At 69.9% G+C, this 20,667-nt stretch carries 20 protein-coding genes; 12 read left to right on the top strand and 8 right to left on the bottom strand.

What is annotated here, in order from left to right:
- Position 1 precedes the first annotated feature (1 nt).
- Genes VFK57_12290 through VFK57_12250 form a run of 9 tightly spaced genes read left to right on the top strand, consistent with a single transcriptional unit; the run spans position 2 to position 8,075 of the window.
- The gene (locus VFK57_12290; GenBank protein ID HET7696483.1) at positions 2-2,131 is read left to right on the top strand and encodes an ATP-binding protein; all 2,130 of its coding nucleotides are present in this window, start codon (positions 2-4) and stop codon (positions 2,129-2,131) included.
- Positions 2,128-2,586: a response regulator gene (locus VFK57_12285; protein HET7696482.1), complete on the top strand. Its 459-nt coding sequence runs from the start codon at positions 2,128-2,130 to the stop codon at positions 2,584-2,586. Before VFK57_12290 ends, VFK57_12285 begins: the two co-directional genes overlap by 4 nt.
- Positions 2,587-2,606: 20 nt before the next feature.
- Complete coding sequence (locus VFK57_12280; protein ID HET7696481.1) at positions 2,607-3,536, top strand: GvpL/GvpF family gas vesicle protein; 930 nt, start codon at positions 2,607-2,609, stop codon at positions 3,534-3,536.
- Positions 3,536-3,835, top strand: coding sequence for a gas vesicle protein GvpG (locus VFK57_12275; protein ID HET7696480.1), 300 nt, complete (start codon positions 3,536-3,538; stop codon positions 3,833-3,835). Before VFK57_12280 ends, VFK57_12275 begins: the two co-directional genes overlap by 1 nt.
- Positions 3,832-5,841 carry an ArsA family ATPase gene (locus tag VFK57_12270; GenBank protein ID HET7696479.1) on the top strand — a complete coding sequence of 670 codons (2,010 nt, stop codon included), beginning with the start codon at positions 3,832-3,834 and terminating at the stop codon, positions 5,839-5,841. Before VFK57_12275 ends, VFK57_12270 begins: the two co-directional genes overlap by 4 nt.
- Entirely contained in the window at positions 5,841-6,617 is a 777-nt protein-coding gene (locus VFK57_12265) for a GvpL/GvpF family gas vesicle protein (protein HET7696478.1), read from the top strand. The genes VFK57_12270 and VFK57_12265 overlap by 1 nt, the downstream gene beginning before the upstream one ends.
- Positions 6,614-7,006 carry a gas vesicle protein gene (locus VFK57_12260; GenBank protein HET7696477.1) on the top strand — a complete coding sequence of 131 codons (393 nt, stop codon included), beginning with the start codon at positions 6,614-6,616 and terminating at the stop codon, positions 7,004-7,006. Before VFK57_12265 ends, VFK57_12260 begins: the two co-directional genes overlap by 4 nt.
- Positions 7,006-7,674, top strand: coding sequence for a GvpL/GvpF family gas vesicle protein (locus VFK57_12255; GenBank protein ID HET7696476.1), 669 nt, complete (start codon positions 7,006-7,008; stop codon positions 7,672-7,674). The genes VFK57_12260 and VFK57_12255 overlap by 1 nt, the downstream gene beginning before the upstream one ends.
- Entirely contained in the window at positions 7,671-8,075 is a 405-nt protein-coding gene (locus tag VFK57_12250; protein HET7696475.1) for a gas vesicle protein K, read from the top strand. The genes VFK57_12255 and VFK57_12250 overlap by 4 nt, the downstream gene beginning before the upstream one ends.
- A gap of 9 nt (positions 8,076-8,084) precedes the next feature.
- Here VFK57_12250 and VFK57_12245 read toward each other — a convergent pair whose 3' ends face one another.
- From VFK57_12245 to VFK57_12235, 3 genes are read right to left on the bottom strand one after another with little or no spacing between them, the layout of a single operon-like run.
- Positions 8,085-9,041, bottom strand: coding sequence for a ParB N-terminal domain-containing protein (locus VFK57_12245; GenBank protein ID HET7696474.1), 957 nt, complete (start codon positions 9,039-9,041; stop codon positions 8,085-8,087).
- A gap of 27 nt (positions 9,042-9,068) precedes the next feature.
- Entirely contained in the window at positions 9,069-10,079 is a 1,011-nt protein-coding gene (locus VFK57_12240; protein HET7696473.1) for a hypothetical protein, read from the bottom strand.
- A 7-nt stretch (positions 10,080-10,086) separates the two neighbouring features.
- Complete coding sequence (locus VFK57_12235) at positions 10,087-12,210, bottom strand: dehydrogenase E1 component subunit alpha/beta (protein HET7696472.1); 2,124 nt, start codon at positions 12,208-12,210, stop codon at positions 10,087-10,089.
- Positions 12,211-12,233: 23 nt separating this feature from the next.
- Here VFK57_12235 and VFK57_12230 point away from each other — a divergent pair, with 23 nt between their 5' ends.
- Together VFK57_12230 and VFK57_12225 are read left to right on the top strand one after the other, a co-directional pair.
- A complete protein-coding gene (locus VFK57_12230) occupies positions 12,234-12,596 on the top strand; it encodes a cupin domain-containing protein (protein ID HET7696471.1) in 363 nt (120 codons plus the stop codon).
- A 12-nt stretch (positions 12,597-12,608) separates the two neighbouring features.
- Positions 12,609-13,433, top strand: a complete 825-nt coding sequence (locus VFK57_12225; protein HET7696470.1) for an SDR family oxidoreductase — start codon at positions 12,609-12,611, stop codon at positions 13,431-13,433.
- Positions 13,434-13,449: 16 nt separating this feature from the next.
- On the opposite strand, the gene VFK57_12220 is transcribed toward VFK57_12225, so the two are convergent.
- Together VFK57_12220 and VFK57_12215 are read right to left on the bottom strand one after the other, a co-directional pair.
- Positions 13,450-14,202 (bottom strand): rhomboid family intramembrane serine protease, encoded by a 753-nt coding sequence (locus tag VFK57_12220; protein ID HET7696469.1) that lies wholly within the window; start codon positions 14,200-14,202, stop codon positions 13,450-13,452.
- Positions 14,203-14,236: 34 nt separating this feature from the next.
- Positions 14,237-15,376: an MFS transporter gene (locus VFK57_12215; GenBank protein HET7696468.1), complete on the bottom strand. Its 1,140-nt coding sequence runs from the start codon at positions 15,374-15,376 to the stop codon at positions 14,237-14,239.
- A 70-nt stretch (positions 15,377-15,446) separates the two neighbouring features.
- Between VFK57_12215 and VFK57_12210 the strand changes: the two genes are divergently transcribed.
- On the top strand, positions 15,447-16,991 hold the full coding sequence (locus VFK57_12210) for a lipopolysaccharide biosynthesis protein (protein HET7696467.1): 1,545 nt from the start codon (positions 15,447-15,449) through the stop codon (positions 16,989-16,991).
- A gap of 195 nt (positions 16,992-17,186) precedes the next feature.
- Here the strand turns inward: VFK57_12210 and VFK57_12205 are convergent, their stop codons facing one another.
- The 3 genes from VFK57_12205 to VFK57_12195 are packed head-to-tail and all read right to left on the bottom strand — an operon-like array spanning position 17,187 to position 20,656.
- Positions 17,187-17,636, bottom strand: a complete 450-nt coding sequence (locus VFK57_12205; protein ID HET7696466.1) for a GatB/YqeY domain-containing protein — start codon at positions 17,634-17,636, stop codon at positions 17,187-17,189.
- Between the two features lie 9 nt (positions 17,637-17,645).
- Positions 17,646-19,541: a hypothetical protein gene (locus VFK57_12200; protein ID HET7696465.1), complete on the bottom strand. Its 1,896-nt coding sequence runs from the start codon at positions 19,539-19,541 to the stop codon at positions 17,646-17,648.
- Entirely contained in the window at positions 19,538-20,656 is a 1,119-nt protein-coding gene (locus VFK57_12195) for a glycosyltransferase family 4 protein (GenBank protein ID HET7696464.1), read from the bottom strand. Before VFK57_12195 ends, VFK57_12200 begins: the two co-directional genes overlap by 4 nt.
- Positions 20,657-20,667 lie beyond the last annotated feature (11 nt).

The raw sequence follows: 20,667 nt of genomic DNA, 5'->3' as shown, positions 1-20,667 counted from the left end.
GGTGGCACGCGTCGCCGTTCCGGTGGCGCCGGTTCAAGCCGTGGAGTCGGACGCGAAGCTCGCCTTGGTCGAGTTTCTGCTGACGAGCATCGACGTCCAGGAATCGGCGCGGCGCGCCGTCGACTGGCTCGCCGCCCACGCCCCCGTCACGGAAGCCGCCGTCCTCGTCGCCGAGGGGGTGTCGAGCGCCATGCTGCTGGTCGCCGAGCACGGCATCTCGAGCGGCGCCATCATGGACTTCGCGCTGAATCGGGAAGACACCGGCCATCCCCTCATCCAGACGCTCGCCGAGGCGACGCCGGTGTATTTCGATGCGGTGCCGGCGCACTTCCGGGTCCCGCTCGAATCGCGCGGCTTTCACGCCATCCCGCTCCGCGCCGAGCCGCACGAGCCGGTCCATGGCCTGCTGCTGGTCGCCGGCCCCGGACCCCACATCGATTCCGAGACGCTATGGCTCGCGCGCACGCTGGGCAAGCAGGTGTCGCGCCTGCTCGGCCGCCAGATGCTGGCCGAGACCCGGTTCGGCCAGGAGCGGATGCTGCTCTACAGCATCATCAACGCCGTCACCGACCCGATCCTGCTGACCGATACCGAAGGAAAGTTGATCATCGCGAACAGCCACGCGGAAAAGCTGTTCGCCGCTCCCGAGGAAGCCAGCGAAGGCTGGCGCCGCGCCGCGGCGCTCAACAACATGCTCTTCTCGGCGGCGCTGTCGACCAGCGCCGTCGGCATGACCGCGCTGTCGCGCCGCGAGCTGCTGCTGGTCGATCCGCTGGAGGGGTCCGACCTCCTGTTCGAGCTTCTCAGCTCGCGCGCGAAGGACGAGCGGCAGGGCACCTACGTGGTCTCGATTCTCCGCAACGTCACCGACCTGGCGCGCGCCAAGGAGGAGATCGAGGAGAGCTACCGCACGCTGCGGATCGCCCAGGCGGAAGTGCGCGACGAGCGCCACCGGCTCGATCTGATCATCGACTCGGTCGCCGATCCCATCCTGGTCACCGACCAGGAGGGGGACATCGTGCTGATGAACACGCCGGCGGAGCGGCTGTTCAACGCCCCGGGGGTGGACGACGAAGGGACGCTGCGGCGCGTGCGCGCCAACGGCGCCAACCTGACGTCGTTCGTGTCGAACGTGCTCACCCGATCCGGCGAGCAGCGCTACCGCGGCGAGATTCAGCTCGGCGATCCGCTGACCGGCCGGCCGCTGCCGGTGGAGGCGGTCGCGGGGACGATCCTGTCGGAGCAGGGCGAGTTGATGTGGGTCGTCACCATCCTGCACGATCTGACGGAAGCGATCGAGAAGGCGCGCCTCTACGAACAGTTGAAGCAGGCGTCGGTGGAGCTCGAACGCAAGGTCCAGGAGGCGACCGCGGAGCTCGCCGAACAGAACGAGCTGCTGCGGCGGCAGCACATCGAGCTGGAGCAGGCCTCGGCGCTGAAGTCGCAGTTCCTCGCCAACATGTCGCACGAGTTCCGCACGCCGCTGAACGCGATCCTCGGCTACACGCACATGCTGCTGAACAACGTGACCGGCCAGGTCACCGAGCCGCAGCGCAAGAGCCTGACGCGCATCGACTCGAACTCGCGGCACCTGCTCGCGCTGATCAACGACATTCTCGACATCACCCGCATCGAAGCGGGACGGATGCCGCTGAACGCGACCTCGTTCGGCATCAAGGAGCTGTTCGAGGAGGTGCAGGCGGAGCTCGAGCCGATCATCAAGCGGTCGAATCTGACGGTCACGACCAGGGTGCGCGGCGCGGTGCCGACGCTGCGCTCCGACCGGCAGAAGGTCAAGCAGATCGTCCTCAACCTGTTGAGCAACGCCCTCAAGTTCACGCCCGCCGGGTCGGTGACGATGACCGCGTCGTATGACGGACGCGCGAAGCAGGTCGCCATCGCGGTGCGCGACACCGGCGTCGGGATCCCGCCGGAGGATCAAGCGAAGGTGTTCGAGGACTTCCGCCAGCTGGACACGTCGCCGGCGCGGGGCTATGGCGGCACCGGCCTCGGCCTGTCGATCTGCCGGCGCCTCGCCAACATCCTGGGAGGATCGATCGACCTCGAGAGCACCGCCGGCAAAGGATCGACGTTCACGCTGCGGCTGCCGGCGAAAGGGCGGCGGAGATGAGCCCGACGTCGGCGCGGACGCGTTCCCAACCGCTGGTGCTGGTCGTGGAGGACTACCAGGACGCGCGTGAGATGTACGCCGCCTACCTGCAGTTCTCCGGCTTCGCGGTGGCGGAAGCCGGCAACGGCATCGAGGCGATCGAGAAGACCCACGAACTCCTGCCGGACATCGTCCTGATGGATCTCGCGCTGCCGCGCATGGACGGATGGGAGGCGACACGGCGGCTGAAGAACGACGATCGCACGCGGCACATCCCGATCGTCGCCCTCACCGGGCATGCGCTGGCCGGCCACGCCGAGGGGGCGCGCGACGCCGGCTGCGACGCGTTCGTGACCAAGCCATGCCTGCCCGACGCGCTGGTCGCCGAGATCCGGCGGCTGCTGGAAGATCACCGCGGGAAGGCGGACAATACGGGCGATCCGGCACGGGCGAAGACCATCCGGAAGCGGACTTGAAGCACAGACAGAGCGGACCTATGGCGAAGACTGCAGCGAAGAAGCCGGCCCGGAAGGCCGCGGCGAAAGGCGCCCGAAAAGGGACCCCGCCGGCCAAGGCGGCAGCCGGCCGCAAGGCGGAGACGGCCGCCGCGCGGCAGCAGGCGGCGCGCGGCAAGCTGGAACGGGTGAGAGTGCCGTCCCCCAAGCGCGAGGACGGCAGCGAAGGCAAATACGTCTACTGCGTCATCCGCTCGGAGACGCCGCTCAGCTTCGGTCCGCTCGGCCTCGGCCCCGAGCCCGCCGAAGTTCACACCATTCACTATCGCGACATCTGCGCCGTCGTCTCGAGCACGCCGATCGTCGTCCAGGATCCGACCCGCGAGAACGTGCTGGCGCACCAGCGGGTCAACGAGACGGTCATGCAGAAGCACACCGTCATCCCGATGTCGTTCGGCACCGTCTTCAAGACGGAGGACGACATCATGGAGCTGCTGCGCTCCGCCTACGACGCGTTCAGCGACGTGCTGAACAAGATGCAGGAGAAGTTCGAGTTCGGCCTCAAAGTGCTCTGGGATCGCGACCAGATCATCCGCGAGATCGAGGACGAGGACGAGGACATCCGCCGGCTGAAGAGCGAGATCTCCTCGCAGAAGGGCTCGACCTATTTCGCCCGCATGCAGTACGGGCGGCTGATCGACGCGGCGCTGCAGTCGCGCACCGAGCGCTACGTCGCCGAGATCTTCAACTCGCTGCGCGACGTCTCGGTCGCCTCGCGATCGAACAAGCCGATCGGCGACCGCATGATCATGAACGCCGCGTTCCTCGTCTCGCGGGAGATGGAGCAGGCGTTCGACTCGCGGGTCAAGGAAATCGGCCAGCAATACGAGAAGCTGACCTTCAAGTACACCGGACCCTGGCCGCCGTACAACTTCGTCAACATCCGGCTGAAGCTCGAACGCGCGCATTAGTGCTGATCATCGACTCCCTGATCATCTCGGGCGTGCGGTTCGTCCTCGACAAGCTGGCGGCGGCGGTCGAGAGCGAGCTGAACGACGACGGCGTGCTGCGCGAGCGGCTGCTGGACGCCCAGATGCGGCTCGAGCTCGGCGAGCTGTCGCAGGACGAGTTCGACGAGCTCGAGACCGAGATCCTGGCCCGCATCCGCGAGATCAAGGAGCGCCGGCGCGGCGGCGAGCCGGCCGCGATTTCGCCGAAGGACATGAAGGTCACCGGGATCGAAGCCACGTTCGAAGGCGACGAACACTGACCAAGACGGACGACGCAACACGGACGGCAGTACGGTCGTTCGAGTTCGTCGGCGGCAAGGGTGGGGTCGGCAAGACCACGCACGCCGCCATGGCTGCGATCGACGCCGCGTCGCGGGGCCCCACGCTTCTCGTCACCACCGATCCTGCCTCCTCGCTGTCCGACGTCCTGAACGCCTCCGTCGCCGCCGAACCGTCGGCCGTACCGGGCGCGCGGCAGTTGTATGCGGCGAACGTGGATGCGCGCCGTGCGTTCGATCGCTGGCTGGCGCGCCGCCGCGGGCTGCTGGCGGCGATCGCGGTTCGCGGCACGTATCTGGACGATGAGGACGTGTCCCGGCTGCTGAAGCTGTCGCTGCCCGGGATCGACGAAGTGATCGGCCTGATGGAGGTCGTGCGGCTCGCGGGGGCGGAGGAGCACGGCGGAGCGTTCGACACGGTCGTCGTCGATACCGCGCCGACCGGCCATACCCTGCGGCTGCTCGCGGCGCCGGCGCTGCTCGGGCGCGTCGCGATCCTGCTCGATTCGCTCCAGGCCCATCACCGCGCGGTCGTCAGCGCCCTGCGCGGCGGCTACCGCGCCGACGCCGCAGACGCGATGATCCAGGAGCTCGACGCGGAAGGCACGGCGCTGTCGCGTCTGCTGCGCGACAGGCAGCGCACCCGGCTGACCTGGATCACCCTGCCGGAGCCGATGGCGCTGGAAGAGACCGCCGACGCGTTGGCCGCGCTGGAGCGGAGCGGCATCACGGTGTCGCGCGTGATCGTCAACCGGATGACGCCCGAGCCGGAGGGGCCGTGCACCTGGTGCACCGCCCGGCAAGCCTTCGAGTCGCGGGCACTCGCGCCGGCAGCGCGACGGTTCGGCGGACGCGAGCTCCTGGCCTTTCCCGAGCGCCGCCACGAGCCGCGCGGCGTTGCGGCGCTGCGGGCGGCGTTCAAGGACCTCGCGCCGTGGCGCGCCGCCGCGACCCCGCGTCGCCTGGAGCGCCGGGTGAGGATGGCGCCCCTCGATGGTCCCGCTGAAGCCGGACACCGTCTGAACTCCCGAGCCAGCCGGTCTCGCCAGCCGCGCCAGCAGGCGGCTTCCGGCGTGAACCGGAAGCTGATCCTGTTCGGCGGCAAAGGGGGCGTGGGCAAATCGACGTGCGCTGCAGCGGCCGCGCTCGATCTCGCGCGGACCGCGCGGGTGCTGCTGCTGTCGACCGATCCGGCCCACTCGCTCGGCGACGTCTTCGGCGCGCGCTTCGACAACGTGCCGCGTCCCGTTCCCGGCGGTCCGCCGGCCCTGCTGGTGCGCGAGATCGACGCCGCCGCGGAGATGGCGCGTTTCCGAGACAGATACATCGCCGCGGTCGACGAAGCGTTCGCGCGGATCGCGCGCACCGCGTCGGGCGACCGGGCCGCGTTCCGCGACCTCATCGATCTCGCGCCGCCGGGCATCGACGAGGTGATGGCGGTCGCGGAGGTGGCGGAGTCGGCGATCGGACCGCAGAGCCGCTACGACGTCGTCATTGCCGACACGGCGCCGACCGGCCACGCGCTGCGGCTGCTGCACACGCCGGCGGTACTTCGCGACTGGGCGCTCGCGCTCATGGCGATTCTGCTCAAGTACCGCGAAATCGTCGGCGCCGGCACGCTTGCATCGCTGCTGGTGCAGCTCTCGAAACGGCTGCGCGGCCTGCAGAGCGTTCTTGCGGATCCCGCTCAGTCGCGGTTCATCGTGGTGACGCGCGCCGCTGCCGTCCCGATTGCCGAATCCATGGAGCTGATCGCGGCGCTCCGCCCGATCGGGGTTCATGTGGGCGGGGTCGTCGTCAACGCGGTCGGCCGGGGCGAGTGCGGCCTGTGCCGCGCCGCCCTCGCCGAACAGAGGCGGGCCATCGCCCGGCTGCGCGCCGCGGTCGCCGCCGATGGTTACGCTATCATCGAGACGCCGGCCGAGATCCCGCCGCCGCACGGCGCCGCCGCGCTGTCGGCGTGGCGGACCGCGTGGCGGCTCACCTGATGGCCAAGGACTCCGCGACCTATCTCTACTGCGTGGTCAAGAGCGCGCGGCGCCCGGCGGCCGCGCGCGCGCCGCACGGGCTCGGCGGCGCCTCGCGGCCGGAGGCGCACGAGGCCGGCAAGGGGCTTTGGCTGATCGCCGCCGACGTACCGCTGGCGCAGTACGGTCCGGGCAGGCTCGAGCCTCGGCTTCAGGATCTGGACTGGGTCGCGACCGCCGCGGTCGGACACGAAGCCGTAGTCGAGTTCTTCTCGCGCCCGAAGGGCTCCGCGGTCATTCCGGCGAAGCTGTTCACGCTGTTCTCGTCCGTCGACAAGGCAATTGCGGACGTGGCGGCCCGGCGCGCCTCCATCGAGCGGGTGATGAAGCGGATCGCCGGCGCCGAGGAGTGGGGCATCCGCGTGACGCGGCGCCCCGTCGCGCCGTCCGCGGAGGAGAGTCCGCGCCCGGCGCCGATGACGGGTGCGGCGTTCCTCGCATCGCGCAAGGCGGCCCGCGATGCGGCCGCCAGCGCGAGAACGGCGGCGAGCGCGGCCGCGGAAGCGGCGTTCCACGCTCTCGCCAGACACGCGCGCGAGGCGACGGCCCGCGATCGCCGGCCCGAGCCTGGGACCAACCCGCCGGTGCTCGAGGCCGCGTTCCTCGTGCCGCTCTCAGCACGCGCCAGGTTCAAAGCCGAAGCACGCCGCCAGGCGTCTGCCTGCGACCGTGCCGCGGCCGATCTCGCGCTCACCGGGCCGTGGCCCGCCTACAACTTCGTCGGTGATCCCGCGTGAAACGGGCACGGGCCGGCAGGGCCGCTCCTCTCAAGCCGGCGCGCAAGGCGTCCACCGCCGTCGCCAGCCCGCGTCTCTCGACGGTGCCGGCGGAACCGCCGCCGCCGCGTCCCGACTCGCCCAGGCCCGCCGCGCGGGTCGCCCCGGCGAAGCTCTCCGTCAGAGCGCCGAAGTCCGCGAGTCCCGCCAGCCGCCGCGCCGCGCGCATCGTCGAGGGGGACGAGGAGTCGACGCTGCTCGATCTGATCGACAACCTGCTCGGCAAGGGGGTCGTTCTCAACGCCGATCTCATCCTCGCCCTGGCGAACGTCGACCTCGTCTACGTCCGCCTCTCGGCGCTGCTCTGTGCGGCGGATCGCATCCTGCCGGTGCGGCGCAGACATCCCTGATGGCGTGGTACGTGTTCGCGCTGGTCGATGCGCCGCCGCGCGGCGCGAAAGGCAAGGGGTTGTCGGGCGCGCTCGGATTGCGCCCGATCCCCGGCGGATTCGCCGTGGTCGAGCGACGGGCGGATGTGCCTCCCGCGGAATTCGCGCCACTGCAGCGCCACCAGGACGTCGTCGCGCAGCTTGCCGAGCGCGTTCCCGCCATCCTGCCGGTCCGCTTCGGCACGCTGCTGGACGATGCGGCAATCGACGAGGTGCTCGAGGATCGCGGCGCCGAGATCGCGGACGCGCTCGCAGCGGTCCGCGGGAAAGTGCAGTTCACGTGGCGGCGCCGGACCGCCCCGCACGCGAAATCCTCGCCTCCGCGCGCGGCCCGTTCACTCAGAGAAGGGGAGCCGTCCGGCGCGGAGTACCTGCGCCGCGCCGCGAGAGCCGCCAGGGCGGCGCCGCCGCCGGCGTGGCGGCCGCTGCGCCGCAAGCTGGCGCCGCTCGTCGCGGCGGAGCGCTATCAGCCGGCCACCGCGACGACGCCCGAGTCCCTTTACCACCTCGTGCGGCGCGACGCCGTCAAACGCTACGCGGCGCTCGGCGCGGCGCTCAGCGACGCGGATGCGCGATTGACGGTGACGGGGCCGTGGCCGCCCTTCGCCTTCGCGGCGGCACTGCTATGACGCGCGGCGCAAGGCGGGTCACACGGGCAGGAGGTGCCGGACGGGCGAAGCGCCCCGCGGCGGGGAAGGGCGCCGAACCCGCGGCGGCGCGCGAGATCGAAGCGATCAGGAAGCAGATCCAGGGCGTGGCTGCCGCGCCGCCGCGATGGAACGCGAACCCTGACGACGTGCGCAAGTCGGTGTTGAAGCTGGTACTGACCCTGGTCGAGTTGATCCGCCAGCTGCTGGAGCGCCAGGCAATCCGCCGCATGGAGGCGGGCACGCTTACCGGCGACGAGACCGAGGCAGTCGGACTCGCGCTGATGCGGCTGCAGGACACGATCCTCGACCTGGCGAAGCAGTTCGACATTCCGCCGGACGAGTTGAATCTCGATCTCGGACCGATCGGGAAGTTGATGTAGCGGCCGGTTCTACTCCTCGTCGGCCGGTCCGCCGCCCACCTTCGCCACGTCCTGCTGGCTCACCCGGTCGGTGTTGAACTTCTGCGCCGAGGCGATGATCCGGTCGAGCGCTTCGTCGAAGTCGAACGACGTCGCCTTCGAGAAGCGGGTGTAGTTCACCCGCGCGACGACGAACGGTTTCAGATACGGGCTGGTCAGTCCTTTCGCTTTCAGCTTCTCGACCGCCGCGCTCACCGCGTCGTCCAGCTTCAGGATCTTGCGGCCGCGGCGCAGGCGCTCCTTCAGCGCGTCGCTGATCGGTTCGTCGAGGAACTCGTCCACCCGGCGCAGGATCGACTGGTAGGCGCCGCCGCTGAGGCGCGGGCGCTCCTCGTACGCGGCGCCGAGCGTGAGGAACGCGGGCTGCTCGAATTCGAAGGCGAATGCCGACTCCTGCTCCCCCTTGGAGGTCCTGGCGCCGGCGAGCGCGCGCGCCATGCGGATGGTTTCCAGCGACTTCTCGCGCAGGTTGTGCGCCTTCTCCGTGTTGAGCGCGAGGATCTTGAACGCGACGCTGGCATCGGGCACCAGCAGCGCGATCACGGTCTTGCCGCCGAGCTTCCTCAGCGCCTGCAGGCGATGGTTGCCGTTCGGCGTCCAGTACTTGTCCTCGTGATGGATGGCGATGATCGGATCGAGGAAGAGCCCGATCTTCTCGAGCACGGTCATCAGGCGCTTCACGTGGGCGTCGGAGGGATCGCGCTGGTAGGGCGTCGGCTCCACCGTCGAGATCGGCAGCGCCACGAGGAGCAGCGGATGTCCGCCGAACGGCTCGTTGTAGCGTCCGAGCACGCTGCCGCCGTCGGCGGCGACCTGCCCGGCGAGCGCGTCCAGCGTCCCGTCCGCGACGCGGGCGGTTTCGGGCGCGGTGAGACCGACCGTCCCAGCCGCCACCTTCTTTCGACGTACGGGCTTCTTTTTCGCCATGTCGCTGTGCTGCGGCCTGAAGATCGCCTACAGCTTCGGCACCTGGAAGATATAACAGCCGGGCGTGACCAGCACGCGGCCGTCCCTGGTGAAGAACAGGCTGTTGGGCGTCAGCGTGTCAGCCCCTCTGAACTGCACCGTCTTGATCTTGTCGCCCGAGCGGTCGTAGACGTAGGTGAATGGCGCGGTCAGCGCCACCCACAACCGCCCCGTCCGATCGACGGCCGCGGTCCGGATCGCCGCCGGGACGATGGGCAGCAGGTTCTTCTCGACCTGCCGCTTCGGCCACGCCGTCGGCATCGTCCGCAGATACGCGTCCATCTCGGGGCCTTCGACGTGCCGCTCGAAAAGCTGGCGGCCCTGCGCGTCGTACTTGCGGAACACCGGCACGCCGGCGCTGAACACGAAATAGAACCCGCCGGTCGGATCGACGAGCGGGAAGCCGCTGTTCAGGGCGAGGTGGACGTTGGGATCCGCCTGCCCGGTGCTGCGCAGCTCGCCGATGGCGCGCGACGGCGCGCCGTTGAACGTCAGCTCGGTCATGAGCGAGCCCTGCTCGGGCTGGTTGATGAGGATGGTCGTGCCGGTGAACTGGATCGAGCCGATGCCGCCGAGCACGAACGACTCCATCGTCACGCGCGGCACCTGCCGGCCGGGAAGCGCGAATCCGCCGAGACGGCCGCCGCTCGCGGTGAACGTCTGGATGCGGGCCCCGTCGAACGGCGCGTCGCCGATCACGAACGTGCCGTCGGCGGGATCGATGTCGAACGCGCTCGGATCGATCACCCGTCCCGCTTCGGCGCCCACCTCGATGATTTTCTTGACGGTGTCGCCGGTGACCGTGTACACGGCGTGCGCCCGCCGGTCGAAGACGAAGTACTGGCCGCTGTCCGCCTGCTGGAACCCGATGGGGCGCTGAAAGGCGCCGGCGATGTGCGCCGGCAGTCCGCCGGTCGATCGCAGGACCTCGACCGGCAGCCGCGGGAGCGGCGACAGCGAGGCGGCGACGACGCAGGAGACGATCCCGAGCGCGCGCATGGTGCGCTCAGTATCGAGCCAGGTCTCGAACGGCCTTCAGCACGTCGCCGGACTGCGGCAGGATCGCTTCCTCGAGGTCCGGGTAGTAGGCCACCGGGGTATCGAGCGCCGCGACCCGGCGGACCGGCGCGTCGAGGTGCTCGAACAGCTCGTCGGCGATTCGCGCCGCCAGCTCGGCGCCGAAGCCGCAGGTGAGCTGATCCTCGTGCGCGATCACCACGCGGTTGGTCCGGCGCACCGCCGCGACGATCGTCTCCCAGTCGAACGGCATGATCGTGCGCAGGTCGATGACCATGACGCTGATGCCGTCCTTCTCCGCCTGCTGCGCCGCCAGCAGCGAGCGCTGCACCAGCGCCCCCCAGGTGAGGACCAGGACGTCGGTGCCGTCGCGGCGGACGGCGGCCTTGCCGAACGGCACCATGTAGTCGGAGCCGGGGTACTCCCCTTTGTTGTAGGTCTGGCGGTAGAGATGCTTGTGCTCGAGGAAGAGCACCGGATCGTCACAGCGGATCGCGGTGCGCAGGAGACCGGCGGCGTCCTGCGCGTTGGACGGGAACACGATGCGGATGCCGGGGCAGTGCGCGAAGATGCTCTCGCCCGACTGCGAGTGATACGGCGCCCCGCCGCGCAGGTAGCCGCCGATGGCGGTCCGGATCACCATCGGGCACGAGAAGGCGTTGTTCGAGCGGTAGCGCAGCATCGACATCTCGTCGCGCATCTGCATCATCGCCGGCCAGATGTAGTCGAAGAACTGGATCTCGACCACCGGCTTGATGCCGCGCACCGCCATGCCGACGGCGCGGCCGATGATGTTGGCTTCCGCGAGCGGCGAGTTGAACACGCGGGTGCTGCCGAACGCGCGCTGCAGGCCGTGCGTGACCTTGAAGACGCCCCCCTTGCCCGGCACGGACTCCAGCGACGCTTCCCGGCTGCAATCCGCGACGTCTTCGCCGAAGACGACGATGCGCGGGTTGCGCGCCATTTCGTCCTTGAGCGTGCGGTTGATGGCGGAGACCATCGTCTCCGGCTTCCCCTCGCTGCGAAGCTCCGTGCTGAACGCCGCCGACGCCGGATCGACGTCCGGCGAGTAGACGTAGCGCGTCGCGGTGTCGCGCGACGGCTTCTCGGAGCTGATGGCGGTGTCGGCCGCGGCGTTCACCTCGGCTTCGACCTCGCGGACGATGTCCTTCAGCTCCGCTTCGGTGGCGACGCCGTCGGCGACGATCACGGTCGCGAGCCGGGTGATGGGATCGCGCTTGGCTTCGGCGGCGCGCTCGTCGGCCGTCTTGTACAGCTTCTCGTCGTCCGAGAGCGAGTGCGAGTACGGCCGGATCACGCGGGCGTGGACGAGCGCCGGCCCCTTCCGCGCGCGCGCGTATTTCACCGCCGCCGTCATGGCCTTGTAGGACTCGAGGAAGTCGGTGCCGTCGACGCTCTGGACGAGCAGGCCCGGGAACGACGCCACCAGCTTCGAGAGATCGCCGCCGGCGGTCTGCACTTCCACCGGCGTCGAAATGGCGTAGCCGTTGTCCTCGATCAGATAGACCACCGGCAGCTTGAGCGTGCAGGCGGAATTCAGCGACTCCCAGAATTCCCCTTCGCTGGAGGTGCCTTCGCCGATCGAGATGTAGACGACTTCGTCGGACGCGTAGCGCGACTCCCGCCCGTCGATCGCCGTCACTCGCTCGTACAGGCGCCCTGCCTCCGCGGTGCCGATGGCGTGCAGGCACTGCGTGCCGGTCGGACTCGACTGCGACACGATGTTGAGCTGCCGGTGACCCCAGTGCGACGGCATCTGGCGTCCGCCGGAGTTGGGATCGTCCTTCGCCCCGACGGCGCCGAGCAGCATCTCGAGCGGCGTCATGCCGAGGGTGAGGCACAGCGCGCGGTCGCGATAGTAGGGGTGGAACCAGTCGTGACCCGGCTTCAGCACCATGCCCGCGGCGGTGAGCACCGCTTCATGTCCCGCGCCGCTGATCTGAAAGAAGATCAGGCTCTGGTTCTTGAGTTGGATCTCCTTGTCGTCCAGCTTCCGCGACAGCACCATCGTCCGATAGGCGCGGAGGAGATCTTTGGGGGACAGGCCTTCGTGCGTGCGCGGGTTCGCTTCGCGGGTGGCGGCCGCCTTCATCGACGCCATTATATAATCCCCCGGTGCCGCCACCCGTCAGCCTGTATCGCTGGGACGAGCTCGCGCTGGAGAAGGTGACCGAGATGATCTCGCGCAAGATCGTGACCGGCGAGCGCGAGATGCTGGCGCAGATTTATCTCAAGAAGGGCGCGCTCGTGCCGATGCACAACCACGAGAGCGAGCAGATGACCTACGTGCTGCAGGGCGCCCTCAAGTTCCTCATCGCCGGCGAGGAAATCACCGTCCGTGAAGGGGAAGTGCTCCACATTCCCTCCTGGGTCGAGCACCAGGCCGAGGCGCTCGACGACACGTTCGAGCTCGATCTGTTCGCCCCCATCCGCCAGGACTGGCTCGATCATACCGACACGTACTTCCACCGAGAGTAGCCAGCAACGCCGGTGAGCGAAGGTGAACCCGTAGGCCCGACCCTGGCGCCGGGGGCGCCGGCCAGACCCAGGGTCGCCCTCGTCTGCGCCGCGAGCAAAGGGCTCGGCCGCGCCGCCGCGGCGGCGCTGGCGCGGGACGGATTCCAGGTGGCCATCTGTGCGCGAGGGCGCGAGGCGCTGGCCGACGCCGAGCGCGCGCTCGCCGCAGCCGGCGCCGAGGTCCTCGCGATCCCCGCCGATCTCTCCAATGCGGCGGACGTGGAGCGGATCTTCGCGGCGACGACGGCGCGGTTCGGCGGGCTGGACGTGCTCGTGACCAACACCGGCGGACCGCCGTCCGGGCCGTTCATGGCGTTCGACGAGCGGGCATGGATCCAGGCCATCGACTCGCTGCTCCTGAGCGTCGTCCGGCTGTGCCGCGGGGCGATTCCCCTGCTGCGCCAGCGCGGCGGCGGACGCATCATCCACATCACGTCCATCTCAGTCAAGCAGCCGATCGAAGGGCTGGTGCTGTCCAACGCGCTCCGCTCGGCGGTCACGTCGCTCGCCAAGACACTGTCGGTAGAACTTGCCCGGGACCGCATCCTCGTGAACTGCGTGGCCCCCGGCTACACCCGCACCGATCGCGTCGTCGAGCTGTCGCAGGCGACCGCTCGACGGGACGGGATAACCGCGGAACAGGCCGACGAGCGCGTCGTCAGTCAGATTCCCCTCGGGCGCATGGGAACTCCCGAGGAGTTCGCCGCGGTGGTGGCGTTCCTCGCCTCGCCTGCCGCGTCCTTCGTGACGGGCGTCACGATTCCCGTTGACGGTGGGTGGACGAAGGGACTGGTCTGATGCGGCTCCCCCCGGATCAATGCACGTGGCGGTTCCAGTGCGATTTGTCCGAGCGTCCGCCTGAATAGACGTCGAACTTGCGGCGCATCCGGTTCATTCTCCACTTCAGATAGCGGTACTTGATTTCCGCGGTGAATCCGCCGCGGCCGCTCTGCAGGTACGCGTAGCCGACGGCGATCCCGCCCAGGTGCGCCACCGCGGCCACGCCCCCGCTGCCCTCGATCGCGACGATGAAGTTGATGGCGCCGAGGATCATCACGAAGTACTTCGCCGGCACCGGGAAGAAGAAGAACATCAGGATCGGGCGGTTCGGAAAGTACAGCGCGTAGGCGAGCAGCAGACCGAAGATCGCGCCGGACGCGCCGACGATCACGTCGTCGTACGTCGCCCGTGCGGCGGCGAACGGCAGCAGCGCGATGAGAATCGACAGAATGCCGGCGCCGATGCCGGTGACCGCGTAATAGCGGACGAAGAAGCGCGTCCTCCACAGCCGCTCGAGCTCCACGCCGAACATCCAGAGCGCGAGCATGTTGAACAGGATGTGCGTTGGCGCGCGCGCGTGCAGGAACATGTAGGTCACCGGCTGCCACAGCCAGTACTGCTCGACCACCTGTTCGGGGATCAGGCCCAGCCACAGCACCAGGCGCGGAAAGATGAGCGTCGCCACGTACACCGCGATGTTCGCGTAGAGCAGCGCGCGGACGGCCGGCGTCATCGGACCGGGCCCGAACGAATACGCGACGGTGGAGAGGCTGGGATGGCGCGGCATGGCAGGACCCGTCGGGTATCGTACCACGCAAATCTCAGGCCTGCGGCGCGCGCTCCGGCAGGCGCGTCGAGACCGCCGCCGCCACCAGCGGAATGAACGCGAGTCCCAGTAATGTCGGTTCGATGCCATAGCGATCGGCAATCGCGCCGACCAGCGGCACGCTGAATCCGCCCATCCCCCAGGCGAAGCCCATCATCAGCGACGACACGGTCGCCGCGCTCACCGGCGCGAGCGCCTGCCCGAAGACGACGTTCACCGGCAGGGTCGACTGCAGGAAAAATCCCCCTGCCGCCAGCACGACGATGAACAGCCAGCCGGACAGCAGCGGCGCGGCGAGCAGGAAGGGGGTGGCCAGCACGAGCGACCAGATGATGACGCGGCGCGGCCCGTAGCGATCGGCCGCCGGCCCGCCGATGAACCCGCCGGCGCCGCTCGCGAACAGATAGGCGGCGACGATCGCCCCCGCCTCGGAGAGCGTGAGCCCGCGCCGGGTCAGCATGACCGGCACGAACGTCGCGAAGGCCAGGGAGGCGAGCGTGCGCAGGACAACGATCAGGTAGAGCAGCCCGAGCGGCTTTGCGTACGGGCGCAGCGCGCCGAACCCGCCGGAACTCGCATGATGCAGCGGAATCGGCGGCACGCGGGTCAGGAAGAACGCGATGACGATCAGCCCGGGGATGGCCAGCAGCGGCGTCCAGCTCAGTCCGAGGTGCTGCGCCGCGGGGGCGAAGAGCAGCGGTCCCATCGAGAAGCCGAGCGTGCCGCCGGTGATGTGCACCGACATCGCCAGCCCGCGCTGATCGCCGCCGAGCCGGTGCGCCAGCGCGGCGGCGGGCGGATGGAACGCCGCCCCGCCGAGGCCGCCGACGATCAGCAGCGCCGCCAGCACCGGCGCGTTGGGCGCGACGCCGACGAAGCTCAGAACGGTGACGGCGATCACCGGGCCGATCATCACCAGCGCGCGGGGGCGCCAGCGATCGGCAACGTGGCCGAATCCGACCTGCGCCACCGACGCCGCCATCTGGTAGAGCATGGTCAGCGTGCCGGCCGCGGCGAGCGACAGATTGAGCTTGGGAATCAGCAGCGGAAGGAGCGGCGCGTAGATATTGCCGTATCCATCCACCATGAAATGTGCGCTGGCCATCAGCAGCACGGTCGGGTGAATGCGTTTCAAATGTCCACCGTATCAAATCTCGGCGCCAATCGCGCTATGCTGGGCCGGCTGTGCCGCGGCAGGCGCTGAAATGCCCACCGAACGCCCTCTGACGATCGACCCGGTGCTGGACGCCGGCCCCACGCTGACGGACCAGGCGGCCGTGGGCGCGCAGTGGATGCTGACAGCCGGCACGGTGGGCGCCGTCCTGCAGATGGCGTTCGGCATCGTGCTGGCGCGGATGCTGACGCCGGAAAGCTTCGGCCTCGTCGCGCTGGCGTTCGTCGTGCTCGGCGCGGCGCGTCCGCTGTGCGACTTGAGCATCGGCAACGCCGTGGTGCAGCGCGCCGATCTCACGCCACGGCACATCCGCGTCGCGTTCACCTGCTCGCTGCTGCTCGGCATCACCGGCGCCGCGCTGATCGCCGCCTTCGCTCCGCTCGCCGCGGCGCTGATGCGCGATGCCGAGGTCGCGCCGGTGCTGCGGGTGCTGGCGATCGAGTTCGCGATCGCCGGCACGACGATCGTGGCCGGCGCGCTGCTCCGCCGCCGGATGGACTTCCGCCGCATCGCCTGGATCGAGACGGGCACCAGCGCGATCGGCTACGGCGTCGTCGCCGTGATCCTCGCGGTTCTCGGCTACGGCGTGTGGAGCCTGGTCTACGGCGCGCTGACCCATTCGGTGCTCGCGTCGGTGTGGTTCTTCTCCGTCTCGCCGCACCCGTGCCGGCCGCTGCTCGCGGCGCGCGAGCTCCGCGATCTGCTGCGGTTCGGCATCGGCGCGTCGGTGAGCGGACTGGTGCACCACGCGGCGATGACGGTGGACAACTTCGTGGTGGGGCGCTGGCTCGGCGCCTCCGCCGTCGGCACCTACAGCCGCGCCTACCATCTGGTGAACACGCCGAACCGGTTCTCGATCGTGTGGACCGCGGGCGTGCTCTTCCCGGCGCTGGCGCAGGCGCAGTCGGACGCGGCGCGTCTCGGGCGGGCGTATCTCTCGGTCACGCAGCTCACCGCCATGCTCGCGGCGCCCGGCATGGTCGCGCTCGCGATTGCCGCGCCGCACCTGCTGAGGTCCGTGTACGGGCCGCAGTGGGTCGATGCCGCGATACCGCTGCAGATCCTCTGCCTCGCGGGCTATCTGCGAGCGCTGTATCAACTCGGCGCCGTCGTCGCGCAAAGCGTCGGCCGGGTGTACGCGGAGCTCTGGCGGCAGACCGCGTACGCCGGGCTGGTGGTGGTCGGCGCCGTCGCGGGTACGCGATACGGTCTGCCCGGCGTCGCCGCCGGCGTCGACGCCGCGATCATCTTCATGTTCGTGGCGCTCGGCCAGCTCGCGCTGCGCGTGACCGGGCTGTCGTGGCTCGCGTACCTGCGCGTGCAGATGCCCCCCCTGATCACCGCGGCGGCGGTCTGCGCGATCGCGATGCCGGTGCGGCTGCTGCTCGAAGCGATGCGGCTTCCGAGCGGCGCGATCACGTTCGGCGTCCTCGCCGCCGCGGCGATTCCCTGGGCGGTCGGCGGACTCTGGCAGCTCGGCGAGCCGCGTTTCGAGCGGCTGCGCTCGCGACTGCCCGCCCCGGTCGCGGCGATGGCATTCGCGTTCAGACGCTGCATCGCCGCGCCGCAGGAATAGCGGACACTATCCGGGAACGGGCAGCGTGCGGATGCGCACAGCCGTCCCGCATCCGAACGGTTTGTCAAGGATGTAAAGCCGCCGGCAAAGTAAAAAGGCCCCCGCCTTTCAGCGGAGGCCCCATGGAGGATGGATGAGAGGCTTGTGCGTTGCCTTTCAAAATGATTAGACGATGCATGGCGGAAAAAGTTTGCATCACCCGCCGAGCTTTTTGCGGACCATTTCGTTGACGGCCTTGCCGTCCGCCGATTTGCCGGCGAGCGCACTCATCACCGCCTTCATCACGCGCCCCATGTCCTTCGGTCCGGCGGCGCCGGTTTCCTTGATCGCCGCGTCCACCGCCTGCTCGAGATCGGCGGCGCTTGCCGCAGGCGGCGCGTAGCGCTCCAGGATCCCGACCTCCGCCGTTTCCTTGTCGACCAGGTCCTGGCGGCCGCCCTTCGTGAACTGCTCGATCGAGTCGCGCCGCTGCTTCAGCAGCGAGGCGAGCACCTGCTGCATCTCGCTCTCCTCCAGGGGCCGTCCCTTGGCGACCTCGCCGTTCATCAACGCCGCCTTGACCATGCGCAGCGCGGAGAGCTTCACCGCGTCGCGGGCCTTCATCGCTTCCGTGATGTCGCGTGAGATCTGCTCGCTCAATGTCATGGGACCATCCTATCCGAGCGTCTGCCACCAGTGCCCGAACCCCGTCCAGATCGTGCCGGCCAGCAGCGCCGCCGCGCCCGTGCGCCACCACATCCGCGATGCCGGCGGGCGCTCCCCCCACGCCGACGAGGCGCCGTATGCGGCGGCGAGTGCGACGACCGGAGCCGCGGCGAGGTAATAGCGCATGTCCACCGGTGTGAGGATGCCGATCGCCAGAAAGATCGCGCAGGCGCCGGCCCACCCGCCCAGCGTGAGCGTGAGCGCGTCGGCGCCGCGCCGGAAGAGCCGCAGCGCGCCGAACGCCGCCAGCAGGAGCGCCGGCACGCCATAGTGAATGCGCACCGAGTAGGGCACGCCCGCCAGCCGATTGCCGGCGGTGCGTCCGCCGGCGTCCGCCGCGTTCGTGGCGGTCTCCTGGGCGATGCGGGCGAATTCCGACCGGTAGGTGTCGGCGAAATGCGCGTAATAGATCGCCGTCGCCGCCAGCGCCGCGACGACCGCGCCGATCGCGATCGCGATCGCCGTGGATCGCAGCGCCGCGCCTCCGCGCACCGCCATGAGCGCCGCGGTCGCAAGCGCGGCCACGCCGAGGATCGCGGCGGTGCTCGTGTGCGACAGATACGCGGCCGCGAGCACCACCGTCAACAGCAGCACCGTCATCACGCGATCGAGACGCACGGCGCCGTATCCGGCAAGGACCAGCGCGCCCAGCGCCAGCGACTGGGCGAAGGCGTTCGTGAGATTGCCGGTCGTGAGAACGGCGAATGTCGCCGGCAGCAAGTGATACATCGCGACGCCGATCGCTGCCGCCAGCCGATCGCGCCATGCCGCGGCGACGACGGTGTAGAGCAAGGCGGCACAGACGACGTCGACGGTGGTTGTGACAACGCGCAGCAGGATCACGTCCCCCGCACCGCGGCGCACGAGATCGGCGAAGGCCGCCGAGAACACGTAGAGGCCGGGAGGATACGGAAACAGGTAGCCGCCCGGCGCCGTCGACGTGAAGTACCACTGGCCGGCGAGCACGCCCTGGAACCGGTGCGCGTGGAACATCGCGTCTCCGATCGGCATGTCGGGGTGGAGCAGGACCAGCAGCTTCAGAAACAGCGCCGCGGCGGAGAACGCGATCGCGAACCGTGCGGTGTTGCGCGGCTTGCCCCCGCGCAGCCGGAACGCGAGCGCGATCGCCCCGAGCGCGATGCCGATCGCGAAGCCGAGCGTGACCGCTCGGTCGGGGAAGTCGGTGAACGGACCGAAGCCGCGCGCGACGATCGCCGCGCCCCCCGCGCTGAGCAGCACGGCGCCGCCAATCGCCGCCGACGCGGTCACGCCGAGCACCGCCAGCGCCGCGCCGATCGGGGCAGCGGCGATCGCCGCCGCTTCGAGCGCCGGGCGCGGCACCAGCACGACGCGTTCGGGCGCCACGACGAGCCGATCGAGCATCACCCCGAGCGCGCGCGGATCCGCCGGGCCGGGCACTATCGTCGTCGAGCTGCGCAGTCCGAGCACGAGCCCGCGGCGGTCGGGGCGCGGCGGGATCGGAATCCGCAGGTCCGTCCAGCCAGCCGAGAGCTCGCGCGTCGCCAGCACCACCCCATCGGCGAGAACGGCGAGCGTGGGATTGTTCCCGGCGCGTGCGCCGCGCACCCGTACGTCGGCGATCCACGGACCGGTGCGATCGAGGCCGGGCAGCCGAACGACCGCGTCAGCGCCGGTCCAGGCGAACGTCAGCCGGGTCGCCTCGTCGCGTTCCGGGCCGTAGATGCCCGACACGTTGCGCGGCAGATCGCGATCGAACTCGATGCGAAGCGCCGGGTGCCACGCGTAGAGCACCGCGACCCATGCGGCGCCGAGCAGGCCGGAGATCAGCGCCGTGACGGCGGCCTTGGCGACGATCCTGGTCATCGCCGTACGACGCCCGCGTAGACGTCCCAGTATCGCCGCGCCACCGCGCCGGCGCGGAAGCGCTGCTCGATGATCAGGCGCGTCGCGTCGCGCGTGCGGCGCGGCTCGTCGAGCGCGCTCGCGATCGCCCCGGCGAGCGGCCCGGGCTGCTCGCGCGGCACGACGGTCACGTCGTCGCCGAACACGCGGTTCAGCTCGACGCCGCCGGGATTGTCAGACGAGACGACGGGTGTGCCGGACGCGAGGGCTTCGACCGCCACGGTGGGCAGCGCTTCCAAGAGAGACGGCAGGACGAAGAGGTCTGCGGCGGCGCAGTACCGTGCGACCACGGCGTTGTCGACCAGGCCGGCGAACGTGACGCGGCGTTCGACGTCCAGCGACCGCGCGAGCGCCTGCAGCTCCGGCAGCAGCGCGCCGGTGCCGCAGATGACCAGGTGCGTATCCGGGTGGGCGCGGAGGATCGCCGGCATGGCCTGCAGCAGATGGCGCTGCCCGGCCAGCGGATGCAGCCGCTTCACGTTGACCAGCACCTTCGAGCACGCCAGGCCGAGCGCGCGGCGCACCGCGAGCATCTCCGCGCGGTCGTGAAAACGAAAGGACGCGGCGACCGGCGGATAGATGACGGAACAGCCGGGACGATCGAGCCCCAGCTCGCCCGCCCGCTCGTGCAGCCGCTGGCTGTAGAACGTCACCGCGTCGGCGTGACGATACGCGCTGGTGAAGAGATCGACGCCGGCCTTGCGCCGGTAGTGCCAGATCTCCGTCCCGTAGAGCGTCAGCACGACGGGCTTGCGAAGCGTGCGGGCGAGGCGGGCGGACAGCTCGGGCAGCAGGCCGTTGCTGTGCACGTGCACGATGTCGGCGGAGGCCAGCAGCGGGCGCGCTTCGCGCCGGATGCGCAGGGCGCCGGCGATCGAGCCGAGGCGGAAGAACCGCTGGGCGGGCGAGCGCCTGGTGCGGGGAATCCACGTGACGTTCTCACGCGGCTCCGCCGGCCCGCCCACTGGCGGATGCGCGATGAAGTGGACGCTGTCGCCGCGCTCGCGCGCCCACTCTCCCAGGTGGTGCGGCAGCAGCGCGTTCGCGGCCTGGTCGGGCGGCAGATGCGGCGTCACGTGGAGGATTC

This window comes from Vicinamibacterales bacterium (assembly GCA_035699745.1).
Lineage (GTDB): Bacteria > Acidobacteriota > Vicinamibacteria > Vicinamibacterales > 2-12-FULL-66-21 > JAICSD01.
The sequence above is the reverse complement of the archived record's forward strand: the minus strand, read 5'-3'. Positions and strand labels throughout refer to the sequence as shown.